The 15535-nt window shown below is 34.3% G+C and carries 17 protein-coding genes; 2 read left to right on the top strand and 15 right to left on the bottom strand.

The annotated features are described in order from the left end of the window. Window positions 1–3: 3 nt before the first annotated feature. The 12 genes from atpA to Q4566_RS06105 all read right to left on the bottom strand — a co-directional run bounded on the left by atpA (window position 4) and on the right by Q4566_RS06105 (window position 10723). Window positions 4–1584 carry a F0F1 ATP synthase subunit alpha gene (gene atpA / locus Q4566_RS06160; protein WP_303419677.1) on the bottom strand — a complete coding sequence of 527 codons (1581 nt, stop codon included), beginning with the start codon at window positions 1582–1584 and terminating at the stop codon, window positions 4–6. Window positions 1585–1643: 59 nt separating this feature from the next. Next, the gene (atpH, locus tag Q4566_RS06155; protein ID WP_303419675.1) at window positions 1644–2180 is read right to left on the bottom strand and encodes an ATP synthase F1 subunit delta; all 537 of its coding nucleotides are present in this window, start codon (window positions 2178–2180) and stop codon (window positions 1644–1646) included. Window positions 2181–2187: 7 nt separating this feature from the next. After that, window positions 2188–2688: a F0F1 ATP synthase subunit B gene (locus Q4566_RS06150; RefSeq protein ID WP_303419673.1), complete on the bottom strand. Its 501-nt coding sequence runs from the start codon at window positions 2686–2688 to the stop codon at window positions 2188–2190. Window positions 2689–2796: 108 nt separating this feature from the next. Next, entirely contained in the window at window positions 2797–2985 is a 189-nt protein-coding gene (locus tag Q4566_RS06145; protein ID WP_125066429.1) for a hypothetical protein, read from the bottom strand. A 37-nt stretch (window positions 2986–3022) separates the two neighbouring features. Further along, complete coding sequence (gene atpB, locus Q4566_RS06140; RefSeq protein WP_303419667.1) at window positions 3023–4150, bottom strand: F0F1 ATP synthase subunit A; 1128 nt, start codon at window positions 4148–4150, stop codon at window positions 3023–3025. 124 nt (window positions 4151–4274) lie between these two features. After that, entirely contained in the window at window positions 4275–4658 is a 384-nt protein-coding gene (locus Q4566_RS06135; RefSeq protein WP_303419666.1) for a DUF6168 family protein, read from the bottom strand. After that, window positions 4651–4893, bottom strand: coding sequence for an AtpZ/AtpI family protein (locus Q4566_RS06130; protein ID WP_303419665.1), 243 nt, complete (start codon window positions 4891–4893; stop codon window positions 4651–4653). Before Q4566_RS06130 ends, Q4566_RS06135 begins: the two co-directional genes overlap by 8 nt. Further along, window positions 4856–5269 (bottom strand): polymer-forming cytoskeletal protein, encoded by a 414-nt coding sequence (locus Q4566_RS06125; RefSeq protein ID WP_303419663.1) that lies wholly within the window; start codon window positions 5267–5269, stop codon window positions 4856–4858. Before Q4566_RS06125 ends, Q4566_RS06130 begins: the two co-directional genes overlap by 38 nt. Window positions 5270–5282: 13 nt before the next feature. After that, a complete protein-coding gene (locus Q4566_RS06120; protein ID WP_303419661.1) occupies window positions 5283–7838 on the bottom strand; it encodes a hypothetical protein in 2556 nt (851 codons plus the stop codon). 283 nt (window positions 7839–8121) lie between these two features. Continuing rightward, window positions 8122–8829, bottom strand: coding sequence for an ABC transporter ATP-binding protein (locus tag Q4566_RS06115; RefSeq protein WP_303419659.1), 708 nt, complete (start codon window positions 8827–8829; stop codon window positions 8122–8124). Between the two features lie 8 nt (window positions 8830–8837). Then, the gene (locus tag Q4566_RS06110) at window positions 8838–10319 is read right to left on the bottom strand and encodes a DUF5687 family protein (protein WP_303419657.1); all 1482 of its coding nucleotides are present in this window, start codon (window positions 10317–10319) and stop codon (window positions 8838–8840) included. After that, window positions 10319–10723: a DUF2059 domain-containing protein gene (locus tag Q4566_RS06105; protein ID WP_303419656.1), complete on the bottom strand. Its 405-nt coding sequence runs from the start codon at window positions 10721–10723 to the stop codon at window positions 10319–10321. The genes Q4566_RS06110 and Q4566_RS06105 overlap by 1 nt, the downstream gene beginning before the upstream one ends. 207 nt (window positions 10724–10930) lie before the next feature. Here Q4566_RS06105 and Q4566_RS06100 point away from each other — a divergent pair, with 207 nt between their 5' ends. Continuing rightward, window positions 10931–11986, top strand: a complete 1056-nt coding sequence (locus tag Q4566_RS06100) for a ferredoxin--NADP reductase (protein ID WP_303419654.1) — start codon at window positions 10931–10933, stop codon at window positions 11984–11986. Window positions 11987–12157: 171 nt separating this feature from the next. On the opposite strand, the gene Q4566_RS06095 is transcribed toward Q4566_RS06100, so the two are convergent. After that, on the bottom strand, window positions 12158–13174 hold the full coding sequence (locus Q4566_RS06095; RefSeq protein WP_303419652.1) for a glycosyltransferase family 9 protein: 1017 nt from the start codon (window positions 13172–13174) through the stop codon (window positions 12158–12160). Window positions 13175–13242: 68 nt separating this feature from the next. Continuing rightward, window positions 13243–13848: a DUF4254 domain-containing protein gene (locus tag Q4566_RS06090; protein WP_303419650.1), complete on the bottom strand. Its 606-nt coding sequence runs from the start codon at window positions 13846–13848 to the stop codon at window positions 13243–13245. A gap of 71 nt (window positions 13849–13919) precedes the next feature. Between Q4566_RS06090 and upp the strand changes: the two genes are divergently transcribed. Then, entirely contained in the window at window positions 13920–14579 is a 660-nt protein-coding gene (gene upp, locus Q4566_RS06085) for a uracil phosphoribosyltransferase (protein WP_303419648.1), read from the top strand. Here the strand turns inward: upp and Q4566_RS06080 are convergent. After that, window positions 14568–15494 (bottom strand): DUF6427 family protein, encoded by a 927-nt coding sequence (locus Q4566_RS06080; protein ID WP_303419646.1) that lies wholly within the window; start codon window positions 15492–15494, stop codon window positions 14568–14570. The two genes, upp and Q4566_RS06080, sit on opposite strands and share 12 nt — an antisense overlap. Window positions 15495–15535: the final 41 nt, after the last annotated feature.

Raw genomic sequence — 15535 nt, 5'->3', positions numbered from 1 at the left:
GATCTACCCTTTATACTGTGCTGATAAATCTTTTGCTACAGCTGTTAATGTATCTGTAACTTCATCAGTTAATTTTCCTGCTTTTAAGGTCGCTAAAACATCACTGTGTTTAGACCCTAATAACTCTAGGTAGTTTCTTTCGAATTCCTTTACCTTTTCAACAGGCACATCTCTTAATAAGTTTTTAGATCCTGCATAGATAATGGCCACTTGATCTTCCACTCTAAACGGATCGTTTTGTGCTTGTTTTAAGATTTCAACGTTACGTTTACCTTTGTTGATTACATTTAAAGTAACAGCATCTAAATCTGAACCAAACTTCGCGAAAGCTTCTAACTCACGGAACTGTGCTTGATCTAATTTTAAAGTACCAGATACTTTTTTCATGGATTTAATCTGGGCGTTACCACCAACACGTGATACTGAAATACCTACGTTAATTGCTGGACGAACACCAGAGTTAAATAAATCTCCATCTAAGAAAATTTGTCCATCGGTAATCGAAATTACGTTTGTTGGAATATATGCCGAAACGTCTCCTGCTTGTGTTTCAATAATTGGTAAAGCCGTTAAAGAACCACCACCTTTTACTATAGATTTTAACGAATCTGGAAGATCGTTCATGTCTTTAGCGATTTCATCATTGTTAATCACTTTTGCAGCACGCTCTAATAATCGTGAGTGTAAGTAGAAAACATCCCCTGGATACGCCTCACGTCCTGGTGGACGACGTAATAATAAAGATACCTCACGGTAGGCAACGGCTTGTTTTGATAAATCATCAAATACAATTAAAGCTGGACGACCAGTATCTCTAAAATACTCACCAATGGCAGCACCTGCAAAAGGAGCATATACTTGCATTGGCGCAGGATCTGATGCGTTTGCTGCAACAATAGTGGTATAAGCTAAAGCGCCTTTTTCTTCTAATGTTTTAGCAATTAAAGCTACTGTTGATGCTTTTTGACCAACGGCAACATATATACAATATACAGGTTCACCTGCATCGTAAAATTCTTTTTGATTTAAGATGGTATCAATACAAACTGCTGTTTTTCCAGTTTGACGGTCACCAATAACCAACTCACGTTGACCACGACCTACAGGAATCATCGCATCGATAGATTTAATACCAGTTTGTAATGGCTCGGTTACAGGCTCACGGAAAATAACCCCTGGTGCTTTACGCTCAAGTGGCATTTCGTAAGTTTCACCAGTAATAGGACCTTTACCATCAATTGGCGTTCCTAAAGTATCAACAACACGACCTACAATACCTTCACCTACATTAATAGAAGCAATACGGTTAGTACGTTTTACTGTAGAACCTTCTTTTACACCTACTGATTCACCTAATAGTACGATACCAACGTTATCCTCTTCAAGGTTAAGTACAATACCTTCTAACCCACCTTCGAATTCTACTAACTCACCATACTGTGCGTTAGATAATCCGTAAGCACGTACAATACCATCACCTACAGTTAATACAGTTCCTACTTCATCTAATGAAGCGCCTGCCTCAAAACCTGAAAGTTGTTTTTCTAAGATTGCTGATATTTCAGCTGGTTTTACTTCTGCCATCTTTATTTAGTATTAGACTTTAGATATACAACGCTGAACGCATCGTTATCTAAAAACTTTTAATTTAATGTAAATTCTCTTTTTAAATTGTTCAACTGATGTGCTACACTCGCGTTGTATTGCAAATCACCTACACGTAAAATGAAACCACCAATAATGCTTTCATCAATAATATTTTCAAGGTCAACATTCTGCCCAGAAAGTTCTACAGCTTTTGCTAAAACTTTTTGTTCTAATTCTGCTGTTAGTGGAATAGCCGTAGTTACGGTTGCATGTTTTATACCTTGAGACTCATCATACAACTCAATAAATTTAGAAGCTACATTTCCAAAAATGTTAATTCTATTATTTTGAATTAATAAGTCTACTAAATTAACAGTAATAGCATTTGAACTACTAAATACTTCTAATAGCACAGATTTTTTTACTGAAGAAGGTACTACAGGACTTTGAAGCATTTCGCCTAAGTCTTTACTTTCTGCAATCGTATTAGTAATTAGCTTCATATCATTATTCACAACCACGGCTGCGTTTTGATTTAATGCTACATTTAATACTGCTTTCGCATAACGTATTGCTGCTCTTGCTCCTGCCATTATAATATTAGTTTAATGATTTTTCAGCTAACATTGACTCAACCAATTGTAATTGCTTGTCTTTGCTAGATAATTCAGTACGCACTACTTTTTCTGCGATTTCTAAAGATAAATCGGCTACTTGCTTTTTAAGCTCAACCATAGCAGATTTCTTTTCGCTTTCAATAGCTACTTGTGCTTGCTCAATCATTTTATTAGCTTGAGTTTGCGCTTCGTCTTTAGCGTCTTCAATCATTTTACTTTTAATATCACGTGCGTCTTTCAACAAAGTCTCACGTTCTATTCTTGCTTCTTGTAACAACTTTTCGTTATCCGCCTGAAGATTTTGCAACTCTAATTTTGCATTTTGTGCAGCATCTAAAGCGTCTTTAATACCATCTTCTCTAGTCTGTAAAGACTCTAAAATAGGTTTCCAAGCAAATTTTCTCATTAGTACAATTAAGACTAATAGAATAATGGCTTGCATAAAAAACAATCCTGGCGAAAAATCATTTAACAACTGATCCATGTGTAACTATATAAAAAGTTTTACTTCTGTTTTTTTGTTTAATTTTAAAAACAGCCTCTGCAACCAACCGTTGCAGAAGACTATTTTAACTTTGTTTCTTTACCGGAATTATTTCCCTAAGATTAATGCACCAAATGCTAAACCTTCTAATAAAGCTCCGATGATAATCATCGCAGTTTGGATTTTTCCAGCTGCTTCAGGTTGACGAGCAATAGCTTCCATAGCGCTACCACCAATTTTTCCAAGACCTAAACCTCCACCGATTACGATTAATCCAGCTCCAATTAAATTGTACATACTAATTGATTTTAAATATTAATTAAACAAATTCTTATTAATGATGGTCATGTTCTTCAACAGCCATACCTATAAATAACGATGATAACATCGTGAAAATAAATGCTTGTAAAAACGCAACTAAAAGCTCTATTAACATAATAAATAGAGACAACACTAATGACATCCCTGTTGATGTTACAGGTCCAAATGCGCTTTTCATAGTAATCATTAAAGCTATTAAACTCATTACCACGAAGTGACCTGCTGTAATATTAGCGAACAAACGTATCAATAATGAGAAAGGTTTAATAACAACAAAACCAACGAGCTCAATAACTGCAAGTATTGGACGTAATACAACTGGTACTCCTGGCATCCATAAAGTGTGTACCCAAAAATCTTTAGTACCACTAAACATATATATAACCACAGTAAAAATAGCTAAACACGCTGTAACTGCAATTTGCCCTGTTACGTTAAACCCTAAAGGGGTTAAACCTAATAAGTTTAATATCCAAATAAAGAAAAACACCGTTAATAAAAAGGACATGAATTTTTTATACTTTTTCTCTCCAATGTTCGGACGTGCAATTTCATCACGTACATAGATTACTAATGGCTCTAACACTCTAGAAAAACCAGTAGGAATAGCGCCTTTTTTGTACCCTCTTGCTAGAGCAACAAAACCTAGAAGCATCAACACACCAGTTAACAACATACCAAACACACTTTTAGTTATTGAAAAATCTAACACTTTGTGTGCATTTTCTGCATGATGATCGTCATCAAAAACAACAGCATCAGCCCCTGCTTCTAATTCGTATATTTTACTATGAATTTTGGTTAATGCAACACCATCTTTATTAACAATAACTTGACCGTTATCATCGTGGTGAAATTCTGAAGACATAAATGTTTTTAATCCTTCACTTGTCCAAACAATTACAGGTAACGGAAAACCAACATGAACACCTGTTTCATTATTTGTATATAAATGGAAATCGTGAGAATCTTTTAAGTGATGCGCAATATATGCATTAATTTCATCTGGAGTATCTACCTTATTACCAACTGCTTCTTCGTGCTGATTATCATGCGCTCCACTATTTGCAAAGGTCGAAACTGAAGTCATCAATAAAACTAAAATTGCAATAAACTTGGTAGTTTGTTTTACTAGCATCATATTTTTATAAACTAATGAAATTACGCTCTCTAAAATTTTGTGCAAATGTACACAATAATTTAAAAAGGCAAACCCTTTTTTTTATTTAGTGTTTATACATATAAAAAAATGATGATTTTTCTACTTAAGGCACCTGTTTTTGATTATTTAACAATCGGGCTACTCCGATAACTTCGGCAATTAAAAACAGAAATAATGGCAGCACTAAAGCTAACCTTTCCACCTTTGTTAGAGCATCATTTTCAAAAACTGGGTTTTTAAAAACAAAAACAAATATGCCAATTTTTAAAAGCATAAGTGCCAGATAAGCATATCCGGCCTGATCTGGAACAATACTCGACACAGCTTCTATACTTATATAAACCACAAGGGCTGCAATAGCATGAAATAAATACACCTGCCATAATTCAAAAGCCATCGCTTCGTTTATAAAATAACTATGAGCAGTATATGAAATAGCAAAAAGCAAAAGAATGCTTAATGTAAAAACGAGTATTCTTTTAATCATTCTTATCGTTATTGGTAATGTTAAGGACTTGTCTTATAACAGAAAACATTGCCAGAAAAACTGCTAGCAATGTTATTATTTTATAATACAACTGATTTGTGTTTCCTGTTTTAGAATCTACCCACGCACCTAAAAGACTCCCTAAATAGACTGTTAAACCCATTTGAAGCGCAATAGTTGTAAACCTAACATACTTGTTAAGCTGATTTTTCGGTTTTCCCTTTTTGTTGTCCATGGTTAGATCCTACTCCCGTTCCATTCATGGAACACGTTACGTTAAAAGTTGCTCCAGGCTCTACAGCTAATTTTCCAGAAACGACCTCACCTTCAATTTGAGCTGAAGATTTTAAAGTTAATGTTCCTGATAAGGTTAATTTCCCTGAAAAAGCGCCCTCAAAGTAAGCATCTGTTCCTTCTAAGGTGCCTTTTATTAAACCTGTTTTACCAACAACTACCTTCCCTGTCGTTTTAATATTGCCTTCAATCGTGCCATCAATTCTAAAATCGCCTTCACTACTTAAGTCTCCAACTATTTTTGTGCCTTGCGCTATTAAATTCTGACTTGATCCACTTTCTGCCATGTTTTTTTCTTTTTTATTATCTGAGAACATAATCGGTTAATTTTTAATTATTGTAGAGGTTCAAATACGCTTCCAAATTTTTATGAATTTGAATGATTTGATAATTTGTAGACGATACTACAAAATAAGGGGCTTTTATTTTTTTCTTGTCTTTACTGAGTAAAATCTGGTCGAATGTTTCAGCCACTTGCTTCGATGTTAAACCATGTACCACTACAAGTGAGGTGCTAGGATTATAGACATCTACTGAAGATTTCAAAACATAATAATGACGAATGTTTTTAATAACTTCATCTAAAGTCTTTTTAAACTTTGAAATCGTTTCCCTTTCAGCATCCTTAAACTTAAAAATAACTTTATAATTTTCTGAAACGCCGTCTTCAGCCTCAACAAAATCTTTCGTGGCTAATTTAGGTAAAACATTTGTTACAATGTGCTTAGCTTGCTTTCCTTCTTCGGTATTTGCGTAAGTTACGGCCACACGTTTCACACCTTCACTATAAGCCTCAAAGCCATAAAGTCTACCTGATGCTGTTGCTTTCAGCAATTCAAATTTTGCAACAATGGCATCGCCATCAAACTGGTTAATGTATTCATCACATTTTGAAATAACGGCTTCGTATTCTTGATTTTCATGCTGAATATAAAGTGCTTCATATAAATTTTGCGGACTATTTTCATCTTCGGAAACCAGCTCTGGATGTTCTAAAATATGCGCATATCGCGAATCAGGGTAATTTAAAATAATATCGTTTTTTGCTATTTCCGCTTCATCATTCTGACCCAACAATTCATAAATCTTATACAAATTGTACTTTGAAGGTAACACCAAACGCTCTTCTGGCTTACTTTCTAATAAATTTTGAAACTTATCTTTAGACAATTCATACTCTCTAAATTTCTCCTTGTAAATCAAACCTAATTGGTAGTAGGCATAATTTCGTTCTTTGGAAATACTATCAATTACTTTTTCGTCGGAAGGAATTTGCGAAATATAAAATTCAGGATCAAATCTTTGTTCATTTGAAGCAGTAGTTGAAACATCAATAGGTTCAATAATTGCCGCCGTACTTGTCGCACCTCGACTAGACCAACGCCAATCGTCTTCCAAGGTTCTATCTCCCCAAGTTTTTACGAATTCATTCTTACCGTAAGCCACCGTTGTAGGGTTATAAAAATAAAACAAAGCTGCTTGTCCAGGCGTTCCTGTTCTCACTTGTCCGCTCAACTGATTATTAACCGTTGCTAAACCCGTATTTCGCCTAACAGCTTCTTCTTCCGCCTTAGCCTCTTCATCTTTACGTTTTAATTCTGCAACGTATTCATTAAAGTACACCTTACGATTGCCTTCCGGCATATTCACTAAATTTATAATACTATCATCCACTTTAGCAATGTCTTCATACAAAATGACATCTTCTAAATTATCGCGTTTTCTTTTCATAACACGAAATGGCTTAGAATTAGAAACCATATTAGTCATGGTACTATCATAATACAAACCAGCCTTGGCATAGACGGAATTATCAAAAAATATATCACCTAATATCTCATAATTTCGCGAGTTTAAATAGGTGTCTTTAGATTGTGTTCGTAACGATTTATTATAATAACGAATGGCTAACGATTCATTTCCATTCCTTTGATGATAAAGACCGATTTGATGATAAATTTTATCTAAATACGGGCGATTTTCTCTGTTTTCTTCAATTTTGGTAAGCATCTCGGTTGTTTCAAGCTTGTTACCATTTTCATGATCAAAATTATTTATTTTTCCAAGTTGTGCAGCTATCCGATAGATTCTAGGTGTTTTCCGATTTAGTGAAATAACCTTATCGAAAGCAACATTTGCACTATCTCTATACCCTAACTGGTTATACAATTGCCCTTGAATAATACGGTAACGACCACGTTCGTCATGATTATTTGTGGCCTGCGCTGCAATTTCTAACTGCGTTATGGCAGTATCAATAGATTTTGTATTTATGTAAGCCTGAGCCAGAGTAGAAGTTGCATCGGCAAGATCCTGACCTTCAATATCGGCCTGTCTTAATAACCTTTTTAAGTTTAAAATAGCCAATTCATTATTATCTAAACGCATATTAGTTTTTTCACGCCAGATTTTTGCTTGGTTAATTTTATCGCTTGCCGCGTATTTATACAGAATATAATTGAATGCTTCTAAAGCTGGAATAAAACGCTGATCGAAATACCTAGCCTTTCCTAATAGAAGATAAGCCTCATCGATTTGCGGATTCTTTTCTTTGCCATCAACATGCATTCCGTGCTTTTGTATGGCTTTAGCAGCCTTTTCTTCAGCTATGTTAAAATTTTCATTTCTAGTCTGCCCCGGAAGTAGAATATCTTCCGAAATTTGCATACGCTCTACAGGGAGTACCTCCCAATAGTTATCAAAATAAGAGTCATTGAGTGTGGTTTTACCAGCTTCCAAAGCATTGTAACCGTTAAAAAGCGTATTGTATTCGGCTGTAACGGCGTGGTAATTTCTACTAATGAATTTGTCTTTTTTTCTTGAACAACTTAACGCGAATAACGCACAAAAGGCACAAGTTACTAAGACTTTAAAATATGTGTTCAACGTTGGTTATTTTAGTCTAAAATAATAACTATAAAGACTTGCTATTATTATATATAGTGGTAAAAATAAGCAACTTTTTGAATTAACCTAAATAATGAAGTGACAAAATGGTTATAACACAGTGGTACGATGTAACGCAGAACTGTGTGGAGAATACTCAGAATTACTTCACTATGCAATAAAATTGGCTTCAACTAAAAAGTATTGCTAGATTTTTAGACACAGATTTTGTAAACAGTAGAATCTATGCAAACGCCATGTTACTCAGCGAAACCCCAAATAACTAAACCAAAACTATTTCAGAAAAATGCGCCTCGAGCTCTTTTAGTGTGGCTGCATTGGTTTCTAAATCTTTAACAATTACACCTTTTTCTAAAACAACAATACGCTCACAAACATCGGTAACATGTAATAAATCATGACTAGAAATTAACACCGTAACACCTTTGGTTTCGGCTAAATTTTTAATGATTCCTTTTAACCTAATTTGTGTTGTGGGATCTAAATTTGCAAACGGTTCATCTAAAATAATGACTTCAGGATGACCTATTAATGCGGCAACAATACCTACTTTCTTCTGATTTCCTTTACTTAAATCACGTAAATATTTCCTTTTCCCTAATATTTCATCATGAAAAAAATCTTTAAACTGAAGCAGTAAGGCGTTTACATCGGCTCTATTTTGCCCACGTAATTCACCAATAAAATAAAAATATTCTTCGGGGGTTAAATAACCTATCAGGAAGCTTTCATCAATAAATGATGACGTAAACGGTTTCCAGGCTTCACTCGCATTAACTTGAACTTCGTTATTTATAATAAAACCTGTTGTAGGCTGGATTAAATCGAGCAACAAACTGAAATAAGTGGTTTTTCCGGCGCCATTGTTGCCCACCAAACCGAAACTCTGACCTTTAGGAATCTCTAAAGATTCTATATTTAACACCTGATTTCCAGAATATTTCTTTGATAAATTAGAAGTTTTAATCATAATTTTAATTAGTTGTCTTGCTCGAAAGCATGAATCATTGTGTATTTAGCATTTAAATATTTAGTTGTGATGGCTTCCATGATTTTTTTATGAAAAACAATACCTATCACCCCTAATGCAGCAAGAACTGCACAAGCCATTTCAAAACTTGTAAAATAGCTTATTAGCGCAAATAAAACCATAGGCACAACAAGTAAAGGAATACCAATAAGCCATTGCATAGCTCCTGTTCCTTGATAATTAAAAGCTGCTTTTTTATCCAAATCAATTTTTTTTCTATTGAACGAACCCCCATAAATCATGACGTGTGTGTTTACACCAATATTATAAATTGCTGCAACGAAATGAACCAAAAGAATTTTCCAACCAAAATAAACGTAGGGAATTCCAAGAACAAAAAGAATAACAACACTAGCGGCCATTAGAGTGAATTTTGATTTTAAATACTGCTCGTACTTTATATTCTGACTCATTAATAGTTTATAATAACTGGCATCCCAGGCTGGAATAAACTGACCAAAATTCATTAAAAAACTTCCCGTTGAAAACACGCCAATGAAAATATAAAATGAAGGCATATCCAAATACGTGTCATTCGTGTAAAAGAATAAACCGTAAAGCAAACCTAAAAGCAGCATCCAAACAGAAGATTTTGTTCTTTTGTTACGCCAAATAAGCTTCAAATCTAATTGTAAAAATGGTGCGATATCTCCAAAATTATTCGTCCAATCTAAATTAGACACCACAACCTCTTCAATCTTGTTTTTCAGACCATTATCTAAAAATAATTTTTGGCGCAGCATCTTAAAATTAACCAGGTATAAACCTACTAAAACCAAAATAGGGACCACTATAAAAACAGGATTCTCGAAAATAGCTGTAAAGCCGTATCCAAAACCATTTGAAAGTGAAACAATATTGAAATAATCTAAAGCAAATAAACCGCCTGAAATAGCAATTATAGGAAGTGCAGATAGCTCGTTTTCCGAGGTTATACTTTCGATAATGAAGTTTAAAAAATTTACAATCAGTGTTACCAAAAACAAAGCAAACATCCAGGAAATAACCGAAACGGCAGCAAATCCTCCTTTCACGATTAAAATAATTCCAAAAGGTATTATGGTAAAAAGGGGTAAAAAATTAAAGAATGAAAATACCGACTTACCTAAAACAAAATTTACAATTTTACGCCTTTTAATTGGTAAAGTTAACAGTGGTTTTACGGACATTACTGGTAATTTTTGAAAGAAAAACCGAACTACCAAATCACCTAAAATCCAATAAAACAAATAATTATTTGCAATCAACAATGGGTTTTTATCTGGAAACTCTTCAGTTAAAACAAAATAGCCCGACACCCCAAGACCTAAAAAGATTACAATAAAATATAAGGCAATAAAAGCCATAAATATTTTTAAGCCTAAACTCTTACCAAAACTAGCAGACCTAAAAAAGGACTTCCACTCTAAATTTAAAAAAGTATTTATCATTACCATTGGTACTTTTGAGCCAAACGTTGCACCTTTTCAGCAAAACCTTTGCCTAACTCTACACCTTTTTTAGTCAAATCTAATTGCTTAGACGTGAATTTTTTTCCAATTGGTGAATTATAAAACGCTAACAATTCCTTTATTTCTTCTTGCGTAAATTCTTCCATATATAAATCGGAAAGCTCATCATACAACTTATCTAATTCAGCTTTTGCATCTTTAGTATAAGCTGCTTTATTTTTTCCTGAAATCATGGCACCTAATTGCTCTATTCCAGCATCAAAAGCTGAACCAGCTCCTGTTAATTTAATGAGTTCAATTGTGTCTTTTTTATAGGCGTCTTTGTTCTGAGCTTGTGTAAAACTCATGGCTAATAATAAACATACAAATAATATTTTTTTCATTTTTAACAGGATTTTAATTCATGCTTGTTCTTTGCAAATATTCAAAATTTTAAAAAAGCAGAAATGCAATTACACTAAAGAAGTTTTTGCTACATCATATGATTAGATCACACGAATCAAATATACATAATATTCGTACATATTATTTTCCTAAAAAAACATTCTAAATTTTAAAGGCTTCACTATTTTTGCTAAAAATTAATTCGCATGGCATCATTTCATAAACTTTCAGTAAAAAATATAACTAGAGAAACTTCAAAAGCGATAAGTATCTCTTTTAATATTCCTGAAAACCTTAAAGACACTTTCGCTTTTAAAGCTGGACAATACATCACTTTAAAAACTGAAATTGACGGCAATGAAGTGCGTCGTGATTATTCACTTTGCGTTTCTCCAAAAAGTGGCGAATTAAAAGTAGCGATTAAGGAAGTTGAAGACGGAACGTTTTCAGCCTACGCCAATAGCACTTTAAAAGTTGGAGACTCCTTAGAAGTTGCGCCACCAAAAGGACGTTTTGTCTTTGAACCTAACGATTCTAAAACTAAAAACATTGCGGCTTTTGCTGCCGGGAGTGGCATCACACCTGTTTTAAGTATTATAAAATGTGCTTTGGAAGAAGAAGTAAACAGCAAAGTCATTTTAGTTTACGGAAACAAAACGACTGATGACACGATGTTTTTAAACGAACTTTTAGAGCTACAGCATGCCTATAAAGAACGTTTTACGATTCAGTTTGTTTTTAGTCAGCAAGACGAAGAAGATGCTATTTTCGGACGTATTGAAAAAAGCACGGTAAATTATGTGATTAAGAATGAGCATAAAGATGTTGTAATTGATGCGTATTACCTTTGCGGACCAGAAGCGATGATACATGCCGTTAAAGATGTTTTAACTGATCATAACACTGAAACTGAACGCATTCACTACGAACTTTTTAAAGCGGCAAAACCTGCGGAAGTTAAAGCTGAAGTGGTTGAAACAGGAACTTCTAAAATTACAGTTACCGTTGATGATGAAACGACCACTTTTGATATGTCGCAAAAACAAACCATTCTTGAAGCCGCTCTAGATGAAGATTTAGACGCGCCATATTCTTGTCAAGGTGGTATTTGTAGCAGCTGTTTAGCACGTATTACTGAAGGTGAAGCCACTATGAGACAAAACAATATTCTGACTGAAAGCGAAGTGGCTGAAGGTTTAATTCTTACTTGTCAGGCGCATCCAACGACGCCAACTATTGCTGTTGATTTTGATGATGTGTAAGAAGTGGAGGAGTTAAAGTAGTAGAGGAGTTAGAAGTAGTCAAGGAGTTAGAGAGTCGTTAAGTAGTAGAGGAGTTAGAGAAAAGTCTAGGAGTTAAGTAGTTTTAAATTCACATGACTTTAAACGGTGTTCGAGCGGAGTCGAGAACCTAACCTGTCTTCTATGACCATATCAGCTCTTATCTGAAGCCAACACCTTATTTATTTTAGCCAATACAACTTCGGGAGCGATACTACCTGCGGCTTTTTCATAACCTTCTGGGTATTTATTTCCGTAAACGGAAGTTGGCACCTTTGGAAACTGAGCTCTATCGGCGCAAAGCGCATGATCTTTTGGCTGATTAAAAGGTGCGAAGCCTGCAAACGGATGTGTAACCCCCCAAATGGTAATGACTTTTACACCTAACATCGCTGCTAGATGCGCATTTCCTGAATCCATAGAAAGCATGATATCGAGATTTGAGATGATATCCAATTCTTCATCAAAAGATAATTTACCAGCAAGATTTACCGTGTTTTCAAATGCGCTTAGCGCTTCACGATCTTCCTTTCCTCCAAATAAAATAACATTATAATCGGCCGTTAGTTTTTCTACAACTTGCTTCATCAAATCTAAAGGATAAACCTTGCCTTGATGTGCTGCAAAAGGCGCAATACCAATCCACTTTTTAGAATCTCTTCCTAATAATTCTAGTAAGCCTTCATTTAAAACAACACGCTCTGGGAACGTTGGATTTGATAAATCTATAGGAAAACCTAATTTCTCAAAGACATCAACATAACGCTGATGTGTCGTTTTTAAAGGCTCAAATTTTTCTCCTGAAATTAAAGCACGTTTGCCTTCACGACCCTTATCTAAAGCAATAAAACGTTTAGAGCTTAAAAACAGTTTTAAGATTTTACTTCTTAAAACATGGTGTAAATCGGCAACGGCATAAAAATTATTTTTATTCAACGCTTGAGCCAATTTATAGAGTCCGAATACCCCTTTATGATCGCCTTTCACTTCAGCAGAAAAAACAGTAACACGCGGAATACCTCTGAAAAACGGTTTGAAAAAACCGCGTGTTAAAATAGTAATCTTAACTTCCGGATATTGCTCAATAAGTGCCCGTACCACAGGTACAGACATAGCAACGTCCCCCATTGCTGAGAGACGTATCACTAATATATGTTTTGAATTTGGCATGATATTTCAGTTGAAAGGGTCTTCGACAAGCTCAAACCGACAGCCAAAGAAAATAAGTTTTCAATGCATTATTTTTGTGAACGAAGTACTGGATTTAACTCGTCGTCATTATACATTTTCATTTGTTTATACACTTTCATGTATTTATCTCCTTTTTCAATATCGTTTAAAAGCGTATCGATAGCTGTTGATAAATCTACACGTTGTTCCAATAAAACGTCTAATTTTGTCTGACAAGCTGCTTTGTGTTCCGCTGAAGCGTCATCACGAGTCGCTTCTTCATTCATGTGGTATACCTTCAAAGCTAAAATTGACAATCTATCCACACCCCAAGCAGGACTTTCGGTATTAATAGTTGCGTTTTCCTTGACATTGGCATCTTTATATTTTTCTAAAAAATAGCTGTCAATATACTCTACCATATCTGTTCTATCTTGGTTTGAAGCATCAATTTGACGCTTTAAAGTCAAGGCAGCCACAGGATCTATTTGTGGATCGCGAATAATATCTTCATAATGCCATTGCACGGTATCAATCCAACATTTTCTATATAATAAATGCTCCAACAAATCGCTTTCTGGGTAGGCGTTTTCAAAAGGTTGATCTACTGTATTTATAACGTGGTACTTCTCGATAACTTCTTGAAAAATAGCATTTGCTTTATCTGTAAACATAGTCTCAAATTTTAAAATGCAAAGATACTTATAATTCACTAACTTTACTATTGAATACCTAATTTGAAGCCATGAAAATTCATAATCTATCAAAGGAAAATTCCATATTAAATAGCTTTCTTTCAGAACTAAGATCTGTAGATATTCAAAAGGATTCTATGCGTTTTAGACGAAATATTGAACGTATTGGTGAAATACTCGCTTATGAGATGAGCAAACGTTTAATTTATGAATCTGAAGCCATTCAAACGCCTTTAGGTGTACACACTTCAAAACTCCCAAAAAATGATATTGTTTTGTGTTCCATTTTACGAGCTGGAATTCCTTTACATAATGGTTTGTTAAACTATTTTGACAAAGCTGAAAACGCCTTCATTTCGGCATACCGACAACATAAAGAAAATCCAGAAAGCTTCGAAATTGTAGTGGAGTATTTGGCTTGCCCGAGCCTGGAAAATAAAACCCTAATTTTAGCCGACCCGATGCTCGCTACAGGGCAATCGATGGTGGCCACTTTTGAAGCCCTAAAAGCTTTTGGAACCCCTAAAGAAATTCATATAGTAAGTGTAATTGGCGCGAAACCTGGTATTACATTTATACAAAAACACTTTGATAAACAAGTAAACTTATGGATTGGAACTATTGACGATCAGCTTAACGAGAAAGGTTACATTGTTCCTGGTTTAGGTGATGCTGGCGATTTAGCTTTCGGTAATAAATTACAACAATAAGAGAATAAAAGGCACTAAAATAAGCACCGCTAAAAAGATCTCTTTAAACCATTTTTCCTGAATGATTTCGATATAACTTGCTAAAATGATAGCCAAAGGCATGAATACGAATAAAAATTCACTACCGTTTTTTTCAGGAGCTAGAATGACTATTAAAAACCCAATAATTGCTGCGAGTACAATGGTTTTAAAAGAAACTCGAAATACTTTTTTCTTCTTTTTAATATTCTTTAAATAGTAAAATGAAGACCAAACTCCAAATGAAACGAGTAGTGTAATAGCAATTAAATAGGTAAGTGAATTATACGGACTAAAGTCGTAACTTAATTTTATAGACGACAGATTAAAAATCTCAAAATAACTGTCATATACCACAACCGAAGTTGCAGAACCAATTAAAACTACAGCAAAAACACCTAAAAACGGAATCACCCAATGCCTTAAATTATTATCGGTATATAAGGCTAATGATAAGATGATTAAGGCAAAAAACAAGATAGACCAAAAATAAAACAAAGCTGCAATGGCAATCCAAAAAGCAGCATCAAAAAGCTTCTTTTTAACTTCCTTTTGAGATCGTAAACTTATAATACGCCGCAAACCAAGAAGTACAAAAAAATTAGAAAAAATCACTTTTCCATAGTTTGTTGTTTGCGGTAAAAACAGCAGAAATAAGCTGAAAAGTAAAATTTCAAAATGATTGGTCTCGGTTAAACTATTCTTATTTGCAATGAAGTTTATGAGTAAAATAGACGCGTAAATAGTTAAAAGCATAGCTACTTGCTTCACAATATCTATAACTTCTAAAGTATCGAATTGTACATTTAACCGCGGGATGGCAAAAGCCAAAAGCGTAATGAAAAATACAATAATGAAATTTATTGGTCTAGATTTATTAAAAAAGCTTGTTAACATTAACTGTTTTTGTATTTTTGCTTCGTAAATATACTAACTAT

This window comes from Tamlana sp. 2_MG-2023 (assembly GCF_030548465.1).
Lineage (GTDB): Bacteria > Bacteroidota > Bacteroidia > Flavobacteriales > Flavobacteriaceae > Pseudotamlana.
Note: the sequence above shows the minus strand (reverse complement) of the source record. Positions and strands in the feature narration are given on the sequence as shown.